Origin of the sequence: Jeotgalibacillus sp. S-D1, assembly GCF_004358665.1 — a bacterium.
GTDB lineage: Bacteria > Bacillota > Bacilli > Bacillales > Jeotgalibacillaceae > Jeotgalibacillus.
In genome coordinates this window covers 1-16,783 of the sequence record NZ_SMZR01000002.1, presented here as the reverse complement: position 1 = coordinate 16,783, position 16,783 = coordinate 1, and the positions used below count along the sequence as shown (strand labels likewise).

General features: G+C 40.3%; 21 protein-coding genes. 12 read left to right on the top strand and 9 right to left on the bottom strand.

All coding sequences use genetic code 11. The annotated features are described in order from the left end of the window. Window positions 1–352 precede the first annotated feature (352 nt). The 3 genes from E2R51_RS07185 to lipA all read left to right on the top strand — a co-directional run bounded on the left by E2R51_RS07185 (window position 353) and on the right by lipA (window position 3,120). On the top strand, window positions 353–1,873 hold the full coding sequence (locus tag E2R51_RS07185) for a sodium-dependent transporter (RefSeq protein ID WP_133376386.1): 1,521 nt from the start codon (window positions 353–355) through the stop codon (window positions 1,871–1,873). A 14-nt stretch (window positions 1,874–1,887) separates the two neighbouring features. Continuing rightward, complete coding sequence (locus E2R51_RS07180) at window positions 1,888–1,995, top strand: methionine/alanine import family NSS transporter small subunit (protein ID WP_133376385.1); 108 nt, start codon at window positions 1,888–1,890, stop codon at window positions 1,993–1,995. A 201-nt stretch (window positions 1,996–2,196) separates the two neighbouring features. After that, on the top strand, window positions 2,197–3,120 hold the full coding sequence (gene lipA / locus E2R51_RS07175) for a lipoyl synthase (RefSeq protein ID WP_133376384.1): 924 nt from the start codon (window positions 2,197–2,199) through the stop codon (window positions 3,118–3,120). A gap of 15 nt (window positions 3,121–3,135) precedes the next feature. Here lipA and E2R51_RS07170 read toward each other — a convergent pair whose 3' ends face one another. Continuing rightward, window positions 3,136–3,804 (bottom strand): YhcN/YlaJ family sporulation lipoprotein, encoded by a 669-nt coding sequence (locus E2R51_RS07170; RefSeq protein ID WP_133376383.1) that lies wholly within the window; start codon window positions 3,802–3,804, stop codon window positions 3,136–3,138. A gap of 114 nt (window positions 3,805–3,918) precedes the next feature. Here E2R51_RS07170 and E2R51_RS07165 point away from each other — a divergent pair, with 114 nt between their 5' ends. Continuing rightward, entirely contained in the window at window positions 3,919–4,200 is a 282-nt protein-coding gene (locus E2R51_RS07165) for a YutD family protein (protein WP_133376382.1), read from the top strand. A 22-nt stretch (window positions 4,201–4,222) separates the two neighbouring features. Here E2R51_RS07165 and E2R51_RS07160 read toward each other — a convergent pair whose 3' ends face one another. After that, window positions 4,223–4,471, bottom strand: a complete 249-nt coding sequence (locus E2R51_RS07160) for a cytosolic protein (protein ID WP_133376381.1) — start codon at window positions 4,469–4,471, stop codon at window positions 4,223–4,225. Between the two features lie 147 nt (window positions 4,472–4,618). Here E2R51_RS07160 and hepT point away from each other — a divergent pair, with 147 nt between their 5' ends. The 3 genes from hepT to E2R51_RS07145 all read left to right on the top strand — a co-directional run bounded on the left by hepT (window position 4,619) and on the right by E2R51_RS07145 (window position 7,188). Then, on the top strand, window positions 4,619–5,056 hold the full coding sequence (gene hepT / locus E2R51_RS07155) for a type VII toxin-antitoxin system HepT family RNase toxin (protein ID WP_133376380.1): 438 nt from the start codon (window positions 4,619–4,621) through the stop codon (window positions 5,054–5,056). Between the two features lie 377 nt (window positions 5,057–5,433). Continuing rightward, window positions 5,434–6,201, top strand: coding sequence for a TIGR01457 family HAD-type hydrolase (locus E2R51_RS07150; RefSeq protein WP_133376379.1), 768 nt, complete (start codon window positions 5,434–5,436; stop codon window positions 6,199–6,201). Window positions 6,202–6,228: 27 nt separating this feature from the next. Continuing rightward, window positions 6,229–7,188 (top strand): 2-hydroxyacid dehydrogenase, encoded by a 960-nt coding sequence (locus E2R51_RS07145; RefSeq protein ID WP_133376378.1) that lies wholly within the window; start codon window positions 6,229–6,231, stop codon window positions 7,186–7,188. Between the two features lie 91 nt (window positions 7,189–7,279). Here E2R51_RS07145 and E2R51_RS07140 read toward each other — a convergent pair whose 3' ends face one another. After that, on the bottom strand, window positions 7,280–7,516 hold the full coding sequence (locus tag E2R51_RS07140) for a NifU family protein (RefSeq protein WP_039810717.1): 237 nt from the start codon (window positions 7,514–7,516) through the stop codon (window positions 7,280–7,282). A gap of 102 nt (window positions 7,517–7,618) precedes the next feature. On the opposite strand from E2R51_RS07140, the gene E2R51_RS07135 reads away from it, so the two are divergent. Together E2R51_RS07135 and E2R51_RS19755 are read left to right on the top strand one after the other, a co-directional pair. Continuing rightward, the gene (locus E2R51_RS07135; protein WP_133376377.1) at window positions 7,619–7,951 is read left to right on the top strand and encodes a YuzD family protein; all 333 of its coding nucleotides are present in this window, start codon (window positions 7,619–7,621) and stop codon (window positions 7,949–7,951) included. 240 nt (window positions 7,952–8,191) lie between these two features. Continuing rightward, entirely contained in the window at window positions 8,192–8,335 is a 144-nt protein-coding gene (locus tag E2R51_RS19755; RefSeq protein ID WP_165967163.1) for a hypothetical protein, read from the top strand. Window positions 8,336–8,388: 53 nt separating this feature from the next. Here E2R51_RS19755 and E2R51_RS07130 read toward each other — a convergent pair whose 3' ends face one another. From E2R51_RS07130 to E2R51_RS07120, 3 genes are all read right to left on the bottom strand, one after another. Further along, on the bottom strand, window positions 8,389–8,574 hold the full coding sequence (locus E2R51_RS07130) for a hypothetical protein (protein ID WP_133376376.1): 186 nt from the start codon (window positions 8,572–8,574) through the stop codon (window positions 8,389–8,391). 72 nt (window positions 8,575–8,646) lie between these two features. After that, window positions 8,647–9,708, bottom strand: coding sequence for a YkvI family membrane protein (locus E2R51_RS07125; RefSeq protein WP_133376375.1), 1,062 nt, complete (start codon window positions 9,706–9,708; stop codon window positions 8,647–8,649). 226 nt (window positions 9,709–9,934) lie between these two features. Next, entirely contained in the window at window positions 9,935–11,002 is a 1,068-nt protein-coding gene (locus E2R51_RS07120) for an NAD(P)/FAD-dependent oxidoreductase (protein ID WP_133376374.1), read from the bottom strand. Window positions 11,003–11,239: 237 nt separating this feature from the next. Here E2R51_RS07120 and E2R51_RS07115 point away from each other — a divergent pair, with 237 nt between their 5' ends. Continuing rightward, window positions 11,240–11,476 carry a YuzB family protein gene (locus tag E2R51_RS07115; protein WP_133376373.1) on the top strand — a complete coding sequence of 79 codons (237 nt, stop codon included), beginning with the start codon at window positions 11,240–11,242 and terminating at the stop codon, window positions 11,474–11,476. A 124-nt stretch (window positions 11,477–11,600) separates the two neighbouring features. After that, entirely contained in the window at window positions 11,601–11,963 is a 363-nt protein-coding gene (locus E2R51_RS07110; protein WP_133376372.1) for a HesB/IscA family protein, read from the top strand. A gap of 293 nt (window positions 11,964–12,256) precedes the next feature. On the opposite strand, the gene E2R51_RS07105 is transcribed toward E2R51_RS07110, so the two are convergent. The 3 genes from E2R51_RS07105 to E2R51_RS07095 all read right to left on the bottom strand — a co-directional run bounded on the left by E2R51_RS07105 (window position 12,257) and on the right by E2R51_RS07095 (window position 14,968). Next, entirely contained in the window at window positions 12,257–12,733 is a 477-nt protein-coding gene (locus E2R51_RS07105) for a hypothetical protein (protein WP_133376371.1), read from the bottom strand. Between the two features lie 523 nt (window positions 12,734–13,256). Next, on the bottom strand, window positions 13,257–13,904 hold the full coding sequence (locus E2R51_RS07100) for an SDR family oxidoreductase (protein ID WP_133376370.1): 648 nt from the start codon (window positions 13,902–13,904) through the stop codon (window positions 13,257–13,259). Window positions 13,905–13,972: 68 nt separating this feature from the next. Continuing rightward, window positions 13,973–14,968 carry an NAD(P)/FAD-dependent oxidoreductase gene (locus tag E2R51_RS07095; protein ID WP_133376369.1) on the bottom strand — a complete coding sequence of 332 codons (996 nt, stop codon included), beginning with the start codon at window positions 14,966–14,968 and terminating at the stop codon, window positions 13,973–13,975. Between the two features lie 363 nt (window positions 14,969–15,331). On the opposite strand from E2R51_RS07095, the gene E2R51_RS07090 reads away from it, so the two are divergent. Next, complete coding sequence (locus E2R51_RS07090; protein WP_133376368.1) at window positions 15,332–16,546, top strand: NAD(P)/FAD-dependent oxidoreductase; 1,215 nt, start codon at window positions 15,332–15,334, stop codon at window positions 16,544–16,546. Window positions 16,547–16,783: the final 237 nt, after the last annotated feature.

Sequence of the window (16,783 nt, the reverse complement as noted above, 5' to 3'; positions counted from 1 at the left end):
TAAAGCTGCCGTTGAAACGGCAGCTTTTTTTGTTGATTGGGTATGAATTCTTTTAATTTTTTTTGACGTCAAAGAGCAGATTTAGCTTGCACTATAGTAGGTCTTTAGAATTATTATTTTCTTTATACATTGGTGCATAAGGTATTTTAAGGATACTTTCCATACAATACGAAAGCATTAAAAACAGGGTTATCTGTTTAACAATTTATATTTTAATATAATATCAGAATTTTTCGAAATAGTTCTTTTACATTTAGGCACCAAGTGCTATACTAATTTTAGATTATGGTAAATAATCTGAATATATAAAAACTTCCAGTTTAAAAAGGAAGTATATGAGGGGGGTAAATTCATGAAACGTCAACAATGGGGGACTCGGGCGGGTTTTATTTTAGCAGCGGTCGGATCAGCAGTTGGGCTGGGCAATATTTGGCGCTTTCCTTACGTGGCTTATGAAAACGGAGGAGGAGCTTTTTTAATACCGTATTTATTTGCACTTTTAACCGCAGGGATACCAATTCTTATCATGGAATTTACAATTGGACATAAGTATCGCGGATCTGCACCATTATCCTTTTTCCGTATGAGCGGTAAAAAGGCAGAATGGCTTGGCTGGTGGGGAGTATTTGTCGCTTTTGTCATCTCAACTTACTATGCTGTTATTATTGCTTGGGCCATGCGTTATACTGTGTTTTCATTCAATCAGGCTTGGGGTGAAGATACAGAAGGGTTTTTATTTGGAACATTTCTGCAGCTTGGGGAAACTCCAGGGGAAACAGGAGGAATTGTATGGGGTGTATTCCTTCCATTAATTCTCGTATGGGTCATCACACTTGGTATTTTGCTTAAAGGTGTGAAAAAAGGAATTGAAATTGCAAATCGTATTTTTATTCCGACACTCGTCATTTTATTTTTAATCATTGTAATTCGGGCGGTTACTCTTCCGGGGGCTGCAGCCGGACTTAATGCATTCTTCGAACCGAATTTTGAACAGATCATGAATCCATCGGTTTGGGTGGCAGCTTATGGTCATATCTTCTTTAGTTTATCGATTGCTTTTGCTATTATGATCACTTATTCAAGTTATTTACCGAAGAAATCAGATATTACAAATAATGCCTTTATAACCGGTTTTGCAAACTCGGGTTTTGAACTGCTTGCAGGTATAGGGGTGTTTGCAGCTTTGGGCTTCATGGCTACACAGCTATCGGTACCAGTAGATGAAGTAGCGACTGCCGGAGTGGGACTTGCTTTTGTGGTATTTCCGCAAATTATTAATCAATTCCCTGGGTTTAACGGCTTCTTCGGGGCCTTGTTCTTCTTATCACTTACACTTGCAGGGTTGACTTCATTAATGTCAATTACAGAAACTTATGTGGCAGGTGTGACGGAGAAATTCGGCGTATCCCGCAATAAAGCGGTTATTATCGGTGGTGGACTTGCTGCCACCATTTCAATTCTTTTTGCAACTCAGGGCGGACTTTACTTCCTTGATCTTGCCGACTATTACATCAACCAATTTGGTGTTGCTGCGGTGGGTCTTGTTGAAGTCATTATGGTTGCATGGATTCTTCGAAAAACGAATGCACTGCAATCGCATGCCAACCTTACATCCGATATACATCTGGGCGGCTGGTGGAAGATTTGTCTTGGCTTCATCACACCAGTTGTCCTTGGCTATATGATGTTTGGATTATTAAAACTCAATATTCTTCAGGAATTTGATACGGATACAGGCAACTATGAGGGATATGCGAATGCATTTACTTTGTACGGCGGTGTTGCAGTTGCTGCAGCTGCTTTAATCGCAGGCGTTATCTTCTCAATAGGTAAATGGAATACTAAACACGCAAATTTCAACGAAAATGAGTAAGGGGGATTTATAATATGTCAGCTAGTGCAATCGTCATGATGATTGTTGGAGTTACTCTTCTATGGGGCGGATTGGCAGCAAGTGTTATAAATGCCGTGAAAAGTTCAAAGAAAACGGCTTAAAATTTGTACAGTAAAGCCTGCACTCGTGCAGGCTTTTTGTATGCCGGTAAATGGGAATATTGTCTTGTTTTCAATTATGTACTGTGATAAAGTGACAATGTAAAAGAAGCACTACATAAAGGTCTAAATATTGATTAATTTCTTCAAACTTCGCAAAATTTCGTACCTATAAACACCTACTTAGATGGGAGAGAATAGATAATGAGTACAAAGACGAAGGACGGATACTTAAGAAAGCCTGACTGGCTGAAAATTAAGCTGAATACAAATGAAAATTATACTGGCTTAAAAAAAATGATGCGTGAAAATAATCTTCATACGGTGTGTGAAGAAGCAAAATGCCCGAATATTCACGAGTGTTGGGGGATCAGAAGAACCGCAACGTTTATGATTTTGGGTGATGTTTGTACAAGAGCCTGCCGCTTTTGTGCCATCAAAACCGGGCTTCCTACCGAGCTTGACTTAGCGGAACCAGAACGCGTTGCTGATTCAGTTAAGCTGATGAACCTGAAGCATGCTGTTATTACGGCTGTTGCCCGCGACGATTTAAAAGACGGCGGTTCAGCTGTTTTTGCTGAAACGGTTCGTGCCATAAAAAGAAAAAATCCGTTTACAACTGTAGAGGTACTTCCATCCGACATGGGCGGGATATATGAAAACATTCAAACCCTGATGGATGCCCGTCCTGATATTTTAAATCATAACATTGAAACAGTTGAACGATTAACACCACGTGTTCGCGCCCGTGCGAAATATCACCGGTCTTTGGAACTGTTACAGCGCTCAAAAGAATTACAGCCTGATATTCCAACTAAATCAAGTCTGATGATTGGTCTTGGTGAAACAAAAGAAGAGATCATTCAAACCATGGATGACCTGCGTGCACATGATGTTGACATTATGACAATTGGCCAGTATTTACAGCCTTCTAAGAAGCATTTGCCTGTTCTTAAATACTACACTCCGCTTGAATTTGGAGAATTGCGCAAAATTGCAATGGGCAAAGGTTTTAAGCATTGTGAGGCAGGACCGCTTGTGAGATCATCTTATCATGCAGATGAACAAGTTAATGCAGCTTCGAGAGAGCGTCAAGCACAAGGAGAAAAAGCAGAACAAGTTAAATAAAAAAAAAGCAGCAGATCAAGCGTCTGCTGCTTTTTCAATACGGATATCCATAGCTGCCGGTGCAAGGTCGATTTCTTTTTGTTTCCCCATGTGCATTTCATCTTCGGTTTCACCGTTGGCATTTTCGCCCTCATCCACCGGGTAGCCCTGTGGAGAATCTGCTGTCATCAGTTCAATGGTTGAAGCAATGGCATCCTCCATTTCAGATGCAGTTAAATGAGTCTGGGCAATGCTTTCTACATTAACTCTGAGCGATGGTTTATCCGTCAAATAAACATGATACCATCTTGGGATAACAGAAAGGGCGCTTCTTTTTACTTGGTCAGCTGTTTCATTTGAATCCATTTTTGAATCAGGAGCTACTTCATAAAAAATAAGAACTTCTTCATCGGTAACAACTGTCGTTGCACTTTCAACACCAGGATTTGATGCAGCATAACGACTGATTGCGTCAGCTGTTGTCTGGCGGTCAAGTGTGAACTCTAAACTGTCATTTTCACCCTCCATGTCATTGGGGTTCGATGAGTGTGTAGCGTAACCATAATCATTTTCAGTTGTTCCTGTATCTCCGGTGTCTGCATTGGCAGAATGCTCGATATCCTTTTCAACAGTCGGCATACTTGGAACAGAACAAGCACTGAGCATTGAAGTTCCAAGTAACAAAATTAACGCATGCTTTTTCATCTTTGTCGCCCCCTTACCTATAGATTCTCCTTAATGGGTGTTTATTTTCATAGTAAATGATGGTTTTTACGGTATAATGAAGACAATAGTATGAAGAAAAAGGTGGTGTTGGATGTGATTACAATTCATAATCACACCTATGAAATCATAGATGATTTTCGTGAGGCATTTGATCAGGAGGCTTTTGAAGGCCGTTATAGTGAAATTCTTCATAAGTACGATTTTATTGTTGGTGATTGGGGATATGGCCAGTTAAGGCTCAAAGGGTTTTTTGACGATCAGAATCAAAAATCATCGTTTGACACAAAAATTTCCACGGTGAAGGATTACTTATATGAATACTGCAACTTCGGCTGTCCGTATTTCGTAATTAAAAAAGTGGAGACAAAAAAATGACCAGAGCGGTCATTTTTTTGCATTAAGGAATATGAGAGCCTGGTGCTTCCCTTGGTATATCTTCATGAAGCCCTTTGTTTTCATAGTTAAAAGCGCTGTAATAACGCTGGGTTTTTCGAAAGGGACCAGACTTGTTGCGGACTAATGTATATTTTCCGCGGGGAGAACCATATGGTCCTTCAGGCAGCGTTTCCGGGATAAGATAGTCCCGTCCGACCTCTACATTAGAAAAGTCTTTATAATCCTCCTTTTGATCATTAAACACGGTCATTCAACCTCCTTTCATTTAGGTTGTCCAACTTTTCTCTTTTATTTCATCGCATTTGTTTTCAAAATCATCCAAAGGCTTCTTTTGAAAATATGGTACACTAATGGAGAATGTGCAGATCATTATGCTGAATGCAATGGAGTGAAAAAAATGTACTTTATTGATCGTGGAAAAATAGAAAAAACGCTGGTTTATATGGAGCAAAAGATCTCTTTTTTATCACAGCTTTCTACAAGGGAATCACAAATTGACCAGCTGGCATTTGAAAGAAGTGCCCACGTAATTATTGAATCCATTTTAGATGTTGGCAATGCCATGATCGACGGTTTTATTATGCGCGATCCAGGAAGCTATGAAGACATTATCGATATTCTTGATGATGAAAAAGTGCTGTCTAAAGATATGATTCAGCCGCTTAAACAGGTAGTGGGTGCACGAAAGTCGCTGGTGCATCATTACATTGATGTGAATCATGAAGCAGTTCATCAAATTTTCAAGGAAGCAAATGATGCGCTTGAAGCCTTTCCTGTTAAAGTCCGCCATTACCTTACAAATGAGTTGGGGCCGGTCTCAGCCTTTAAAAATTAGCTTCTTTTAATATTTTTTGTTATTTGAACAAAATCCCTCGAGGTTGGGACATGACTCCTTAAATCATGGAATTTTTCTGTTATTATTGTAAAACGATGAGGTGAACGGAGCGGAAGGCGGCGACTCCTGCAGGATATGACGGCAAGCTGAGACCCCGCAAGGCGAAGCCTGAGGAGGCTCAGCGCCGTCCCTGCGGAAAGCGTCCGCCTGAAGCGCAGTGAACCGGTTAGAAGAGGATGAGACACATTTGTCCCATCTTCTTTTTTAAGTCGATGAATTGATCAAAATCAAAGGTTGTGCCATTATATTAAGTATTGATTTGCTAGAACTAAAGGGCATGATGCCTTTTTAGATGAGAAGGGATGTTTTGTATTTTTATGAAACCATATAAAGGATATTTAATTGATCTCGACGGAACAATGTATAGAGGAACTGAACCGATTCAGGAAGCAGTAAAGTTTGTTAAAGTACTGCATGAACGCGGCATTCCCTATCTTTTTGTAACAAACAACTCGTCAAAGACACCAGAACAGGTTGCGCAGCACTTAACAAAATTTGATGTTCCGGTAACGAATGCGCAGGTTTTTACAACCTCAATGGCTACTGCAGCGTTTATTTCCCAGGAAAAGCAGGATGCCTCTGTTTATGTAATAGGAGGGGAAGGAATTAGGCAGTCGCTGACAGAAAAGGGAATGGAGCTTGTGACAGATTCTCCTGATTATGTTGTAGTAGGTCTTGACCGCGAAATTACATACGAAAAACTGGCTTTAGGTTGTTTAGCTGTGAGAGGCGGCGCTAAGTTTATTTCAACAAATGGCGACATTGCGATTCCTACAGAGCGTGGATTGCTTCCAGGTAATGGGTCACTCACTTCAGTGATTTCTGTCTCCACTCAAACAGAACCGATTTTCATCGGCAAACCCGAGGCGATTATCATGGAGCAGGCGCTGGCAGTATTAGGTCTGCCGAAAGAAGATGTGGCAATGATCGGAGATAATTACGATACGGATATTACAGCTGGTTTAAACGTTGGCATGGATACAATAATCGTTCATACAGGTGTCACAACAAAGGAAATGCTTTTAACCATGGAGAGACAGCCATCCTTCGCCATTCAATCTTTGAGTGAGTGGGAAGTTTTATAAATTTTTTTATGAAGGGATGTCATCATAATGAAAAAGGTATTTGTTACAAGAAAACTCGATGATGAGATCATTGATCAGCTTTCACAGCATTTTAAAGTGGAGGAGTGGCCTCATGATGATCGTCCCGTTCCGCGTGAAGAGCTTATTAAGCAGGTAAGTGATTCACATGCACTCCTTACAATGCTTTCTGATCAAGTAGATGCTGAGCTGCTTGAAAAAGCCCCCAAGCTTGAGATTGTAGCAAACCTTGCAGTTGGCTATGATAATATCGACATAAACGAAGTGAAAAAACATGGAGTTATCATCACAAATACACCTGATGTTTTGACAGAAACCACTGCGGACCTTACTTTTTCATTACTGATGACGGCAGCAAGAAGAATGATTGAAGCCGATCAATATATTCGAAATGGAAAATGGCAATCATGGTCACCTTACTTGCTTGCCGGCAGCGATATTCACCATAAAACAATTGGAATTATTGGAATGGGTAATATCGGACAGGCTGTGGCGCGCAGAGCAAAAGGGTTTGAGATGGATGTTCTCTACCATACCCGTTCGCCGAAGCCAAAAGCAGAAGATGAGTTTAATGCCAAACACGTTTCTCTTGATGAGTTGCTGGAACAGTCCGATTTTGTTGTCTGCCTGGCTCCTTTAACAAAAGAAACAAGGGGGATGCTTGGCGCAGAACAGTTCGCAAGAATGAAAACGAGCGCATTTTTTATAAATGCCGGCCGTGGTCCGGTCGTGAATGAATCAGCGCTTATCTCAGCTTTGCAAAATGGTGAGATAGCAGGTGCAGGGCTTGATGTTTTCGAAGAAGAGCCGATCAGCAGTGACCACCCATTATTATCACTCAGCAATGTAGTCGCTGTTCCTCATATCGGCAGTTCATCCCGCGCAACCCGATTTGCGATGATGAAGCTGTGTGCTGATAATATTGAGCATGTATTAAATGGAAAAGAACCAATCACAGAAGTGCGTTAATAAAAAAGAACCCCTCGCAATGCATCATCGCGAGGGGTTTTGACCATTTATAAGAAGTGGATAAGTGCCACTTTCATTATATTCGGTTGAATTAAAATACCTGCTCTACCTCAACCACACCAGGAACTTCCTCAAGCAATGCACGTTCAATACCTGCTTTTAGTGTAATGGTAGAACTTGGACATGTACCGCAAGCACCAAGAAGTCTCAGCTTAACAATGCCGTCTTCAACGTCCACTAATTCACAGTCTCCACCATCGCGAAGAAGGAACGGACGAAGTTTATCAAGAACTTCTTGAACTGAATCTTTCATTTCAACTTCTGTCATTCGAATCGACTCCTTTCCTAACTTCTATTATAATAAGTGTAAGGAAAAAAATCCATCCATCTTCATTAATTGATTCCCTTTATTTGAAAGGAAGTGCCTGTTTTGTCATTAAAACCAGTAACCGTGACGGTTTATGGAGCTGAAACAATCTGTCCAAGCTGCGTTGGCGCCCCGTCCTCAATGGAAACATTTGAATGGCTTGAAGCTGCAATCGGAAGGAAGTTCCCAGATCAGCCCTTTACGATGGAGTATGTAGATATTAATAAAGCGCAGGTGGATGAAAAAAAATCTGCCTTTGTCAATCGCATCACAGAGGAAGATTTATTTTATCCGGTGGTTCTGGTCGGTGATGAGATTGTCGGTGAAGGCAACCCGCGTTTAAAAGCGGTGTATGCTGAGCTTGAAAAGTATGGGTATCAAGGTGAAACAGCATAAAGAAATATGTAAGGCATCCTCTTTAACGACAGGTTAAAGAGGATTTTTAATTTAGGCTTTGTTAAACATGGGTGTTGATTTCCACAGAAAGCCATAATGGCATCGAAATGATACCAGACTCCACAAATCTCAAAATATAAAATTTAAAATATTCTAAAAACAATTGAATTTTCTGCTGAGAAGGAGCATAATATCAATACGATCATTCACTTCACAAAGAGAGCTAAGGTGATGGAAGACATGAAAATTTTAAAAAAATCAATTAGAATCTTTTTTCTTTCAAATTTAGCTGTAGTAGGGGTATTTATTTTGCTTCCGGCACTGATCGTCACAGGAGATATTGAAATTATAAACCAGTTTGTAAATTATATTACGAAGGAATAAAAGTAAAAAAGGGACAATCGTTTTTAAGCGATTGTCCCTTTATACATAAAAGATCAAATAGTATTCTCTATAGAAGCGGGTGAATCTGCGGCTGCAGCTGCTTTATGCTGATTATTAAATTCACTGACAAAGCACTGCCCAAATAGCTGTACGATGTCCACTAAAGAAACCGATTGATCGTTTGTGAGAGTAGATTTTAATCCTGCTGCTTTATTAAGTACATATTCTTTTTCGCACATCGGCAATCCTCCAAACGTTTATAGTTAAATTTTTTCCAACCAAATACTAAAACATACGCTTTAAAGGGAAAATTATTCAGCTTTTCTTTTCCTTTTAACCAGCCATTTTCCTGATTTTATCCACAATAAAATAAAAAACACGAGGCTTATGTAGCCAAACAGCGGATATAAGAAGGTAAGGAGAGTGCTGTAATCCACCATGCTTAAACTGGAAACAAACAAAATGATAAAAGTGGAAATCCATATCCGCTTCGCCCGAATATAGTTGCTTAATTGTCTTTCCAGGCCGTAAATATTGCCGATTAATGAAGTGTAGATTTCTCCGTAAATGACTATGATGTAAACCAAATAAAAAGACGTCATCATTTCCTTCATAACTGCAGCCATTGGGATATCGTACATTTCCAGGTTTGGCAATGTAACAAGTGTCACATGGCTTGAAATGAGAATGAGCGTAAGAATAACCCCGCCCAGTATTCCGCCTTTTTTCACAACGTCCTTATCATTAACTTCAGCAGCCAGAGGAACTAAGACTGCCTGGGCCATCGCCAGGTTCATGGCAGGATAAATAAAAGGATAGATAAATGCCCTCCATCCACCTTCCAGCTCAGGAACAATAAAAAAGGTATCCAAAAAGGCACCACCTTTTACCGCATGCATCATTAGCATTAGATTAAAAAGGATCATGAGCGGAACCACTAACAAGTTCACAGCAAACAGACCCTTGGTACCGACGATCACGATGACATAAATTAGTGCCACTGTTAACAAAATGCCGGCTAATTTAGGCAATTTCAGCTGTTCTTCAAAAACGGCTCCCGCTCCGGAAAGCATTACGATGCAAAAGCCTAAAAGCATAATCATCATCATAATGTTGACACCTTTGGCGAACAGCGGGCCAAATAAGTATTCAGTCAGTTCCTCATAAGAACGGGCTTTTAAATCAATCGCCATGACCATCAGGCTTGTCCCTAATGTAATAAAAAAATAACCGCTGATGAGGATTGTCAAAAATCCGATAAAGCCAAATCGTGAAAAAAATTCAACAATTTCTTTTCCAGTTGCAAAACCCGTGCCTACTACAGTTCCCACGTAAACAGCAGCTACCTGAAATGCTCGACTCCACGAGTTCATGCAGATCCCTCTTTGCATTTAATTTAACAGCTTATGTCTAAACTATGTTTAATGGGGGAGTTAAAGAAGCAGAACTTAAATGAACCAGGAGCGGGGAAAATAAGTATTCAAGTAATTTAGATAACGTATGATCGTTTTTTTAAGCTTAACTAAAAAACAACGGACAAAAAAACACGCCCATTCGAATGGGCGTGAAATACTGATTTGCTATTTTTAATAGTATATTTTATCCGTTATGATATTTATACATCCATAGCACACCCGACTTCATTAGGCGGGCAATTCTTCCTGTGATGGTACGGTCTGCAAGATAAGCAAACCCGTGCTTTTTGCCAAGTGAGCCCATAAATCCTTTAAGCTTGATTTTGGACATTTCAGAAGGCAGCGTTTCGCCTTTCCAGCGCATCAAAAGGACTTTGACAATTTGTTCAGCCTGTTCCTCGGCCAATTGAGCGCTAGGCGCAAATGGCAGGCTGGCACAGTCCCCAACAATATATACATGTTCATCACCAGGAAGGTTATGATATTGTGTTAACACTAATCGCTTGGATGAATCTTTTTCAGTAGGAATGGTCCGAACTACTTCTACAGGCTGGATGCCTGCAGTCCATACACAGACATCAACAGGAATAGTCTGATCATGGTTGTACAGCATATTTGGCTCAACTTTTGTGATGTTGGAGTTGCTGACAATCTCTACATTATTGGCATCAAACCATTTTTGCACATAATTACTCAGACGCACAGGAAATGCCGGAAGTATACGCTCCCCGCGGTCAAATAATTTAATGCCTAAATCGCTGCGGCTCTCTCTCAGCTCACTTGCCAGTTCGATGCCGCTTAATCCTGCTCCGACAATTCCAACCACGGAACCGGAAGGAAGGTTAGAAAGCTTTTCATAGGTTGCCCGTGCGCTGTGAATCGATTGAATACTGTAGGTATACTCATCTGCACCCGGGACATTATGATATTTGTCTTCACAGCCAAGACCGACAACTAGATCGTCATAGGCAACAGCTGAACCATCCTCCAGCAGAACCTGCTGATAGGCTGTATCAATTTTGGTAATATTTCCATACTTAATATTCAGCCGCTCATGTTCGGGAAAAGCGACACGCACTTCCTGATCAGAAATCGTTCCGGATGCGAGAGCGTAATATTCTGTCTTTAGGCAGTGGTAGGGTGTACGATCAATTAAGGTAATCTCAACATCGTCTGGTAATTGACTCGGTAGTAGGCGCAACAGGACCCGCATGTTTCCGTATCCTCCGCCAAGTAAAACTAACTGTTTCATAAGAAGCCCTCTCTTTGCAATCGGCGTTTGATTTGCGTAAGCACTTTCAATATGATGCTTATTCGCATAATAAGTTGAAACTAAACGTTTATATTCATAAAAAAGTATATCGGAATAAGGGCAATAGTACAATAATAATAAGAGAATTACTTCACAAACCTGCATTTTTGTTCATTTCAAATGATTGACGGTTGCATGCAAAAAAGGTAGCATGGAAAGGTAGTGAGAGGTGAAAACATGAAACCGATTATAGAATTTTGCATAAGTAATCTGGCAAGCGGGTCGCAGGAAGCACTTGAAATATTAGAGCGGGATCCGAACTTTGATGTAATTGAATACGGATGTCTTGGCTACTGTGGGAAATGTGCGGCTTCACATTTTGCATTAGTTAATGGGGATGTAGTGGAAGCAGACACTCCAAAACAGCTGGTTGAAGAAATTTATGTTTATTTAGAAGAAAATCCAATGTTCTAATAGATAGAGTGAGTAAAACCCAATTGAATCATTCAATTGGGTTTTAGTGACAGTCCAATTGGTTGAGACTGCGTATAAGAAAAGCTATACTGTAAATAATAAGAATTTTTTCGGAGGTGCTACGATGGAACAAGTAATCAAGTTGTCAGAAGCAGCGGCGCTTCAGGTAAAAGATATGATGAAGGAAGCGGAAGAAGAAAATGCTTATCTTCGCGTTGCAGTAAAAGGCGGAGGCTGCAGCGGGCTGTCATACGGTATGGGATTTGAACATGAGATTAATTCCGAGGATCAGGAAGAACTTCACCACGGAATTCGCGTACTTGTTAAAACAGAGGACACGGATATTCTGAGAGGAACTGAAATTGACTATAAGCAGTCACTGATGGGAGGCGGCTTCACGATTGAAAATCCAAATGCCATCGCCTCATGCGGCTGTGGTTCATCCTTTACGACAGCGACTAAAAAAGGAACACCTGAAAATTGCTAGGTTTCAAAAGTTAAAGCAATCAATGAAAAGCCTTCTTGACAGCACGCCTGTTAAGAAGGTTTTTTGTTAGAACCAATAAAACAGGAAAAGTAAAAATGAACATTTCCAAATATGAATGGATTGTAAAAAATGAAAACAAATCAGCATCCCATGGCTCGCTGGTTCGTATGCCTTCTTTAAAACAAAGCCTGTTTTCATAATATTTGTTGCTTAATAGTATCGGTAAGGGGTGTGGAGGCAAGTTGAATAAGCCAAGATAAATTCGCAAATCCTCTTGAACGATTACATTAGAATTAGTTTATATCTTTTAATTTATTTCCAAGAAGCCAATTGATCGATATAAAGTAGCCAATAATAGGTGAAATCCCATATCCCATTAGTATGACAGGGAAGTTTCCAAAAAATGTTGTTATTAGTAGAGTGAAAAAGTATATCCCCAGGCAAATTGAGGTTAATTTTCTTTTTACAGGCCGGAAAAATATAAAAGGGATTATGAGAATAAAGAGTGAAAGTAAAGAAATAATAAACCAGATTGTTCCTAAATCTTTAGCCATAAATAAGATATCTTCCACATATGGAACAGGAGCCAGCCCATCTATAAAAACCCAGGATAGTACAATGAAGATTAAGGGAATAACCAGCACAGCATATCGAATCATTTGTCTTTTCATATTAAATATTAGTAAAACGAAGCTTGATAGTACAAATGCTGTCACAGTGGAAGCATCCGGTTGCAGAACCATTAAGAATGATGCAGTAAGTACAATCATATAAGATCGCCACCAGTGATCTTGTGATAATATGTTACCAAGTATAATAAGGAGTAGGGGTAAGAAAAGACTGGCTATATTAAGACTTATAGGCCCCAGGGTAATCCACCTGTGAACGCCATCTATCCCCGAGTCATAAAAGGTTAATACAAATAACAGGAAAATGATAAGAATATGTAAATAGTTTTTTGCTGTTGATTTAGGGGTTATATTTTTCCTTTTAATCATTAGATAGGACAGTATTATAAGGAGTGTTACAACGATCATATTTTGTAACCAGATATTTTTGGGTATATCGTTGAGGTACATAATCATTGCACCGATTGATACAGCGGGAATAGGGATGAGTGGTAAGTATTTAATTTTTTGCATTGTATTCTCCTCATGAAACATGTTTAAAGTACAAGTGAAATTTTAACATAAATAGTGTTCCTGTATTTAGAAATAAATCCGTTTTTGTTATATAGTGAAATTAAATTACAAAGCAAAAGACCCTCACCAACAAGCGGTGAGGGCCTTTTTTTTATAATGTTTCCAATGCCTGTTCAATATCTGTGCTGCCATTTACCATTTCAAACGATTTATTGTGCAGTCCTTCAACGAGAAGAGATTCAACCAGCACCGTAGCCACATCTTCACGGGTAATGGAGCCATCTGTGCTCTGAAGCTTCGTGCCCGCCGTTATCTTTCCGGTAGCTGGGCTGTCAACCAGTGCACCCGGACGGACAATGGTAAAGTTTAAACCACTGTTGATTAGATGTACGTCGGCATCATGCTTGGCTTTTAAGTAATGATGAAACGTCTCGTTGTCTGAAGCAATCGATGGGTCGTCCGCTCCAACAGAACTAAGCATAATAAAGCGTTCTATCCCTTTTTCCCGGGCATAATCAATCGCTTTTTTAGCACCCATTTCATCCACAGCCGTTGTTTTATCTGATCCTGTATCCGGGCCTGAACCAGCTGCAAAAATGACTGCATTCACATCTTCCATTACATAATCAAATTCATTTTCAAGGTCCGCAATGATCGGGCGGGCACCCAGTTTTTCCATCGTGGGAGCCTGCTCTGTTTTTCTTACCATTGCTCTGACAAGATGCTGTTCACTGTTCGCCAGTTTTTCGACCACCATTTTTCCAGTCGTTCCATTTGCTCCAATTACAAGTACGTGCATAGGTCATCACCTTTCACAAATAGGTTTTTATTACTTTTACCCTTGTAGCGTTGACCTAAACAAGCAGTTTATTCAAACATAGACGTACTGTGCATCGGCTGGACACGTGCTTTTGGATCGATGGAAGCTTTTGCATTGTTAACAGCAGTAGGAGCCTCGCCAAACCCTGAAGCAATCAGCTTAACTTTTCCGTCGTAAGTGCAGATGTCACCTGCTGCATAAATGCCCGGCACCGCTGTTTCCATACGTGAATTAACCACAATTGAATTTTTTTCAATTTCTAAATTCCAGTTTTTAATAGGGCCTAGTGAAGAAATGAAACCATAATTTACTAGCAGATCATCTAAATCAATGGTAACTGTTTCGTCTTCGCGTCCCTTTTGGAGAACGAGTGACTGCACTTGATCTGCGATGGTCTGGTAGCCAATAGGTGTATATGGCGTCATGATATTGACACTCGAGTTCATCAGCTGCTCAACACTGTGTTCATGCGCACGGAATTTATCACGGCGATGGACAAGTGTCACTGATTCGGCAATCGGTTCTAGCATTAAGGCCCAGTCAACTGCTGAGTCCCCTCCACCGCAAAGAACAACTTTTCTTCCTTTGAATACTTGAAGGTCAGGCACAAAATAGTGAATGTTTTTATCTTCAAATTCGGACAAGCCCTCCAGGTCAAGCTTGCGGGGCTGGAATGCACCGTTTCCGGCAGTAATAATAATTGTGCGTGTATGGTGTATTTCCTGATCAGTTGTCAATAAAAATGTCTCGTCCTCAAGCTTCTCTACATTGATCACTTCCTGGTTTAAGCAAACCTTTGTGTCAAAACGCGACATTTGCTCAACAAGGTTATCGACAAGTTCTTGTGCCCGGACTTTAGGGAATCCTGCTACATCGTAAATGTATTTATCCGGATATAAAGTTGATAGCTGGCCGCCAAGCTGGGGAAGACTTTCAATTACTTTTACGCTTGCCTGACGCATTCCTCCGTAAAATGCAGTAAAAAGCCCGACAGGACCTCCACCTATAACGGTAATATCATAAACCTGTGTATCTTCTTTCATTTGTAATCCCTCCATTATAAGATAAGCCGCCAGCGATGTTGTCTGGCTGAAATAAATTGCAATACGCTTTGTGTATTTTATCATATTCCTAAATTTAAAACCTACTGTAGGCACATATCTAAAAAGAAATTCATACTTTTGAATGATTTGCTGATTGACAAAGTATTCTGATTTACTCCATACACCTTGAAAATATGACAAAAAAGGAATATGATATACTAAGATATAGATATGGGCTTTCGCTTTTGAAAAAAGCATGCTATTTTTAATTGTGAATGTTCTAACAAACTTACTTGTATATGGGCTTCGCGATGGCGCCTCAAACACCATCGCAATATAAATGTAAAGGTGGAAGTGATCCAAGTGAAGAGACCAACAGTGGTTGTATTAGGAGCAGGATACGGAGGATTATCCGTTATTACCAAGCTTCAAAAACTAATCAGCGCAGATGACGCAGACATCATCTTAGTAAATAAAAACGATTACCATTATGAAACAACTTGGTTGCATGAAGCATCAGCAGGTACGATGCATCACAACAAAGTACGATATGATATAGGCGGCGTTTTAGACAAAGGGAAAGTAACTTTTGTAAAAGCGAGCGTTGAAAACATTGATACAGCGGCTCAAAAAGTTATTACTGACCGTTCAGAAATTGCATACGATCACCTGGTAGTAGGCTTAGGCTTTGAAGGAGAAACATTCGGCATCCCCGGCCTAAAAGAACATGCTTTTTCAATCGCAAACATCAAAGCAGCCCGTCAAATCCGTGAGCACATTGAATACCAATTTGCTACGTACAGCCTTGAAGAAGTAAAAGACCCATCCCGCTTAACAATCATTGTAGGCGGAGCAGGATTTACTGGCATCGAGTTCCTTGGAGAACTTGGAGAGCGCATTCCTGAGCTATGTGAAGAATATGATATTAATCCTAAAGCGGTTCGCTTATTATGTGTAGAAGCGGCACCAATGGTTCTTCCTGGTTTTGATAAAGAACTGGTAGACTATGCGGTTTCTTATTTAGAAAGCAAAGGAATTGAATTCTCAATCGGTACACCGGTTGTTGAAGCAACTCCAGAAGGCGTTAAAATTAAAAAAGGCGAAGATGTGTTTGAAGAAATTAAAGCCAACACAGTCGTCTGGGCTGCCGGCGTTCGCGGTAATGCAGTCATTGAAAAAGCTGGATTTGAAAACATGAGAGCACGAATTAAAGTGGATCCTGATCTTCGCGCACCTGGTCACAACAATGTCTTTATCGTTGGAGACTGCGCATTGATGATCAACCCTGAAATTGATCGTCCGTATCCGCCAACAGCACAAATTGCTATGCAGCAAGGTGCACATGTGGCTCACAACATCGCTGCGATGCTTAAAGGTGAAGAACTTGAACCATTTACACCAAGCCTGAAAGGAACGGTTTGTTCTTTAGGCGGGAATGAAGCAATCGGTGAGGTTTTCGGCCGCAAAATTACTGGTAAACGTGCAGCAATTATGAAAAAAGTAATTGATAACCGTGCTTTGCTTATCATCGGCGGACCTGGCCTTGTATTCAAAAAGGGCAAGCTTAATATGATTTAACAATGACTTTCCTTGGCAGAGCAGCTTTTGTTGCTCTGCTTTTTTATGTATGAGGGAAGATTGGATTGAGCATTCAATAAAGGAGTGGGATGACGGTTCTACCCACCGTTTGACCGCCCGCCGCACAGACCGTCTGAGTGACCGATAAAAGCAATAATATGATCGATATAGCTTGAGAAGTGATCGATATAATGGAAAACATGTATGATAAAATCGGAAACGGGCCGCAGATGAGTG

Coding starts and splice junctions, on each gene's coding strand:
- E2R51_RS07185 (WP_133376386.1), top strand. CDS start 353: ATGAAACGTCAACAATGGGGGACTCGGGCGGGTTTTATTTTAGCAGCG.
- E2R51_RS07180 (WP_133376385.1), top strand. CDS start 1,888: ATGTCAGCTAGTGCAATCGTCATGATGATTGTTGGAGTTACTCTTCTA.
- lipA (WP_133376384.1), top strand. CDS start 2,197: ATGAGTACAAAGACGAAGGACGGATACTTAAGAAAGCCTGACTGGCTG.
- E2R51_RS07170 (WP_133376383.1), bottom strand. CDS start 3,804: ATGAAAAAGCATGCGTTAATTTTGTTACTTGGAACTTCAATGCTCAGT.
- E2R51_RS07160 (WP_133376381.1), bottom strand. CDS start 4,471: ATGACCGTGTTTAATGATCAAAAGGAGGATTATAAAGACTTTTCTAAT.
- hepT (WP_133376380.1), top strand. CDS start 4,619: ATGTACTTTATTGATCGTGGAAAAATAGAAAAAACGCTGGTTTATATG.
- E2R51_RS07150 (WP_133376379.1), top strand. CDS start 5,434: ATGAAACCATATAAAGGATATTTAATTGATCTCGACGGAACAATGTAT.
- E2R51_RS07145 (WP_133376378.1), top strand. CDS start 6,229: ATGAAAAAGGTATTTGTTACAAGAAAACTCGATGATGAGATCATTGAT.
- E2R51_RS07140 (WP_039810717.1), bottom strand. CDS start 7,516: ATGACAGAAGTTGAAATGAAAGATTCAGTTCAAGAAGTTCTTGATAAA.
- E2R51_RS19755 (WP_165967163.1), top strand. CDS start 8,192: ATGAAAATTTTAAAAAAATCAATTAGAATCTTTTTTCTTTCAAATTTA.
- E2R51_RS07130 (WP_133376376.1), bottom strand. CDS start 8,574: ATGTGCGAAAAAGAATATGTACTTAATAAAGCAGCAGGATTAAAATCT.
- E2R51_RS07125 (WP_133376375.1), bottom strand. CDS start 9,708: ATGAACTCGTGGAGTCGAGCATTTCAGGTAGCTGCTGTTTACGTGGGA.
- E2R51_RS07120 (WP_133376374.1), bottom strand. CDS start 11,002: ATGAAACAGTTAGTTTTACTTGGCGGAGGATACGGAAACATGCGGGTC.
- E2R51_RS07115 (WP_133376373.1), top strand. CDS start 11,240: ATGAAACCGATTATAGAATTTTGCATAAGTAATCTGGCAAGCGGGTCG.
- E2R51_RS07110 (WP_133376372.1), top strand. CDS start 11,601: ATGGAACAAGTAATCAAGTTGTCAGAAGCAGCGGCGCTTCAGGTAAAA.
- E2R51_RS07105 (WP_133376371.1), bottom strand. CDS start 12,733: ATGATTGTACTTACTGCATCATTCTTAATGGTTCTGCAACCGGATGCT.
- E2R51_RS07100 (WP_133376370.1), bottom strand. CDS start 13,904: ATGCACGTACTTGTAATTGGAGCAAATGGAACGACTGGAAAAATGGTG.
- E2R51_RS07095 (WP_133376369.1), bottom strand. CDS start 14,968: ATGAAAGAAGATACACAGGTTTATGATATTACCGTTATAGGTGGAGGT.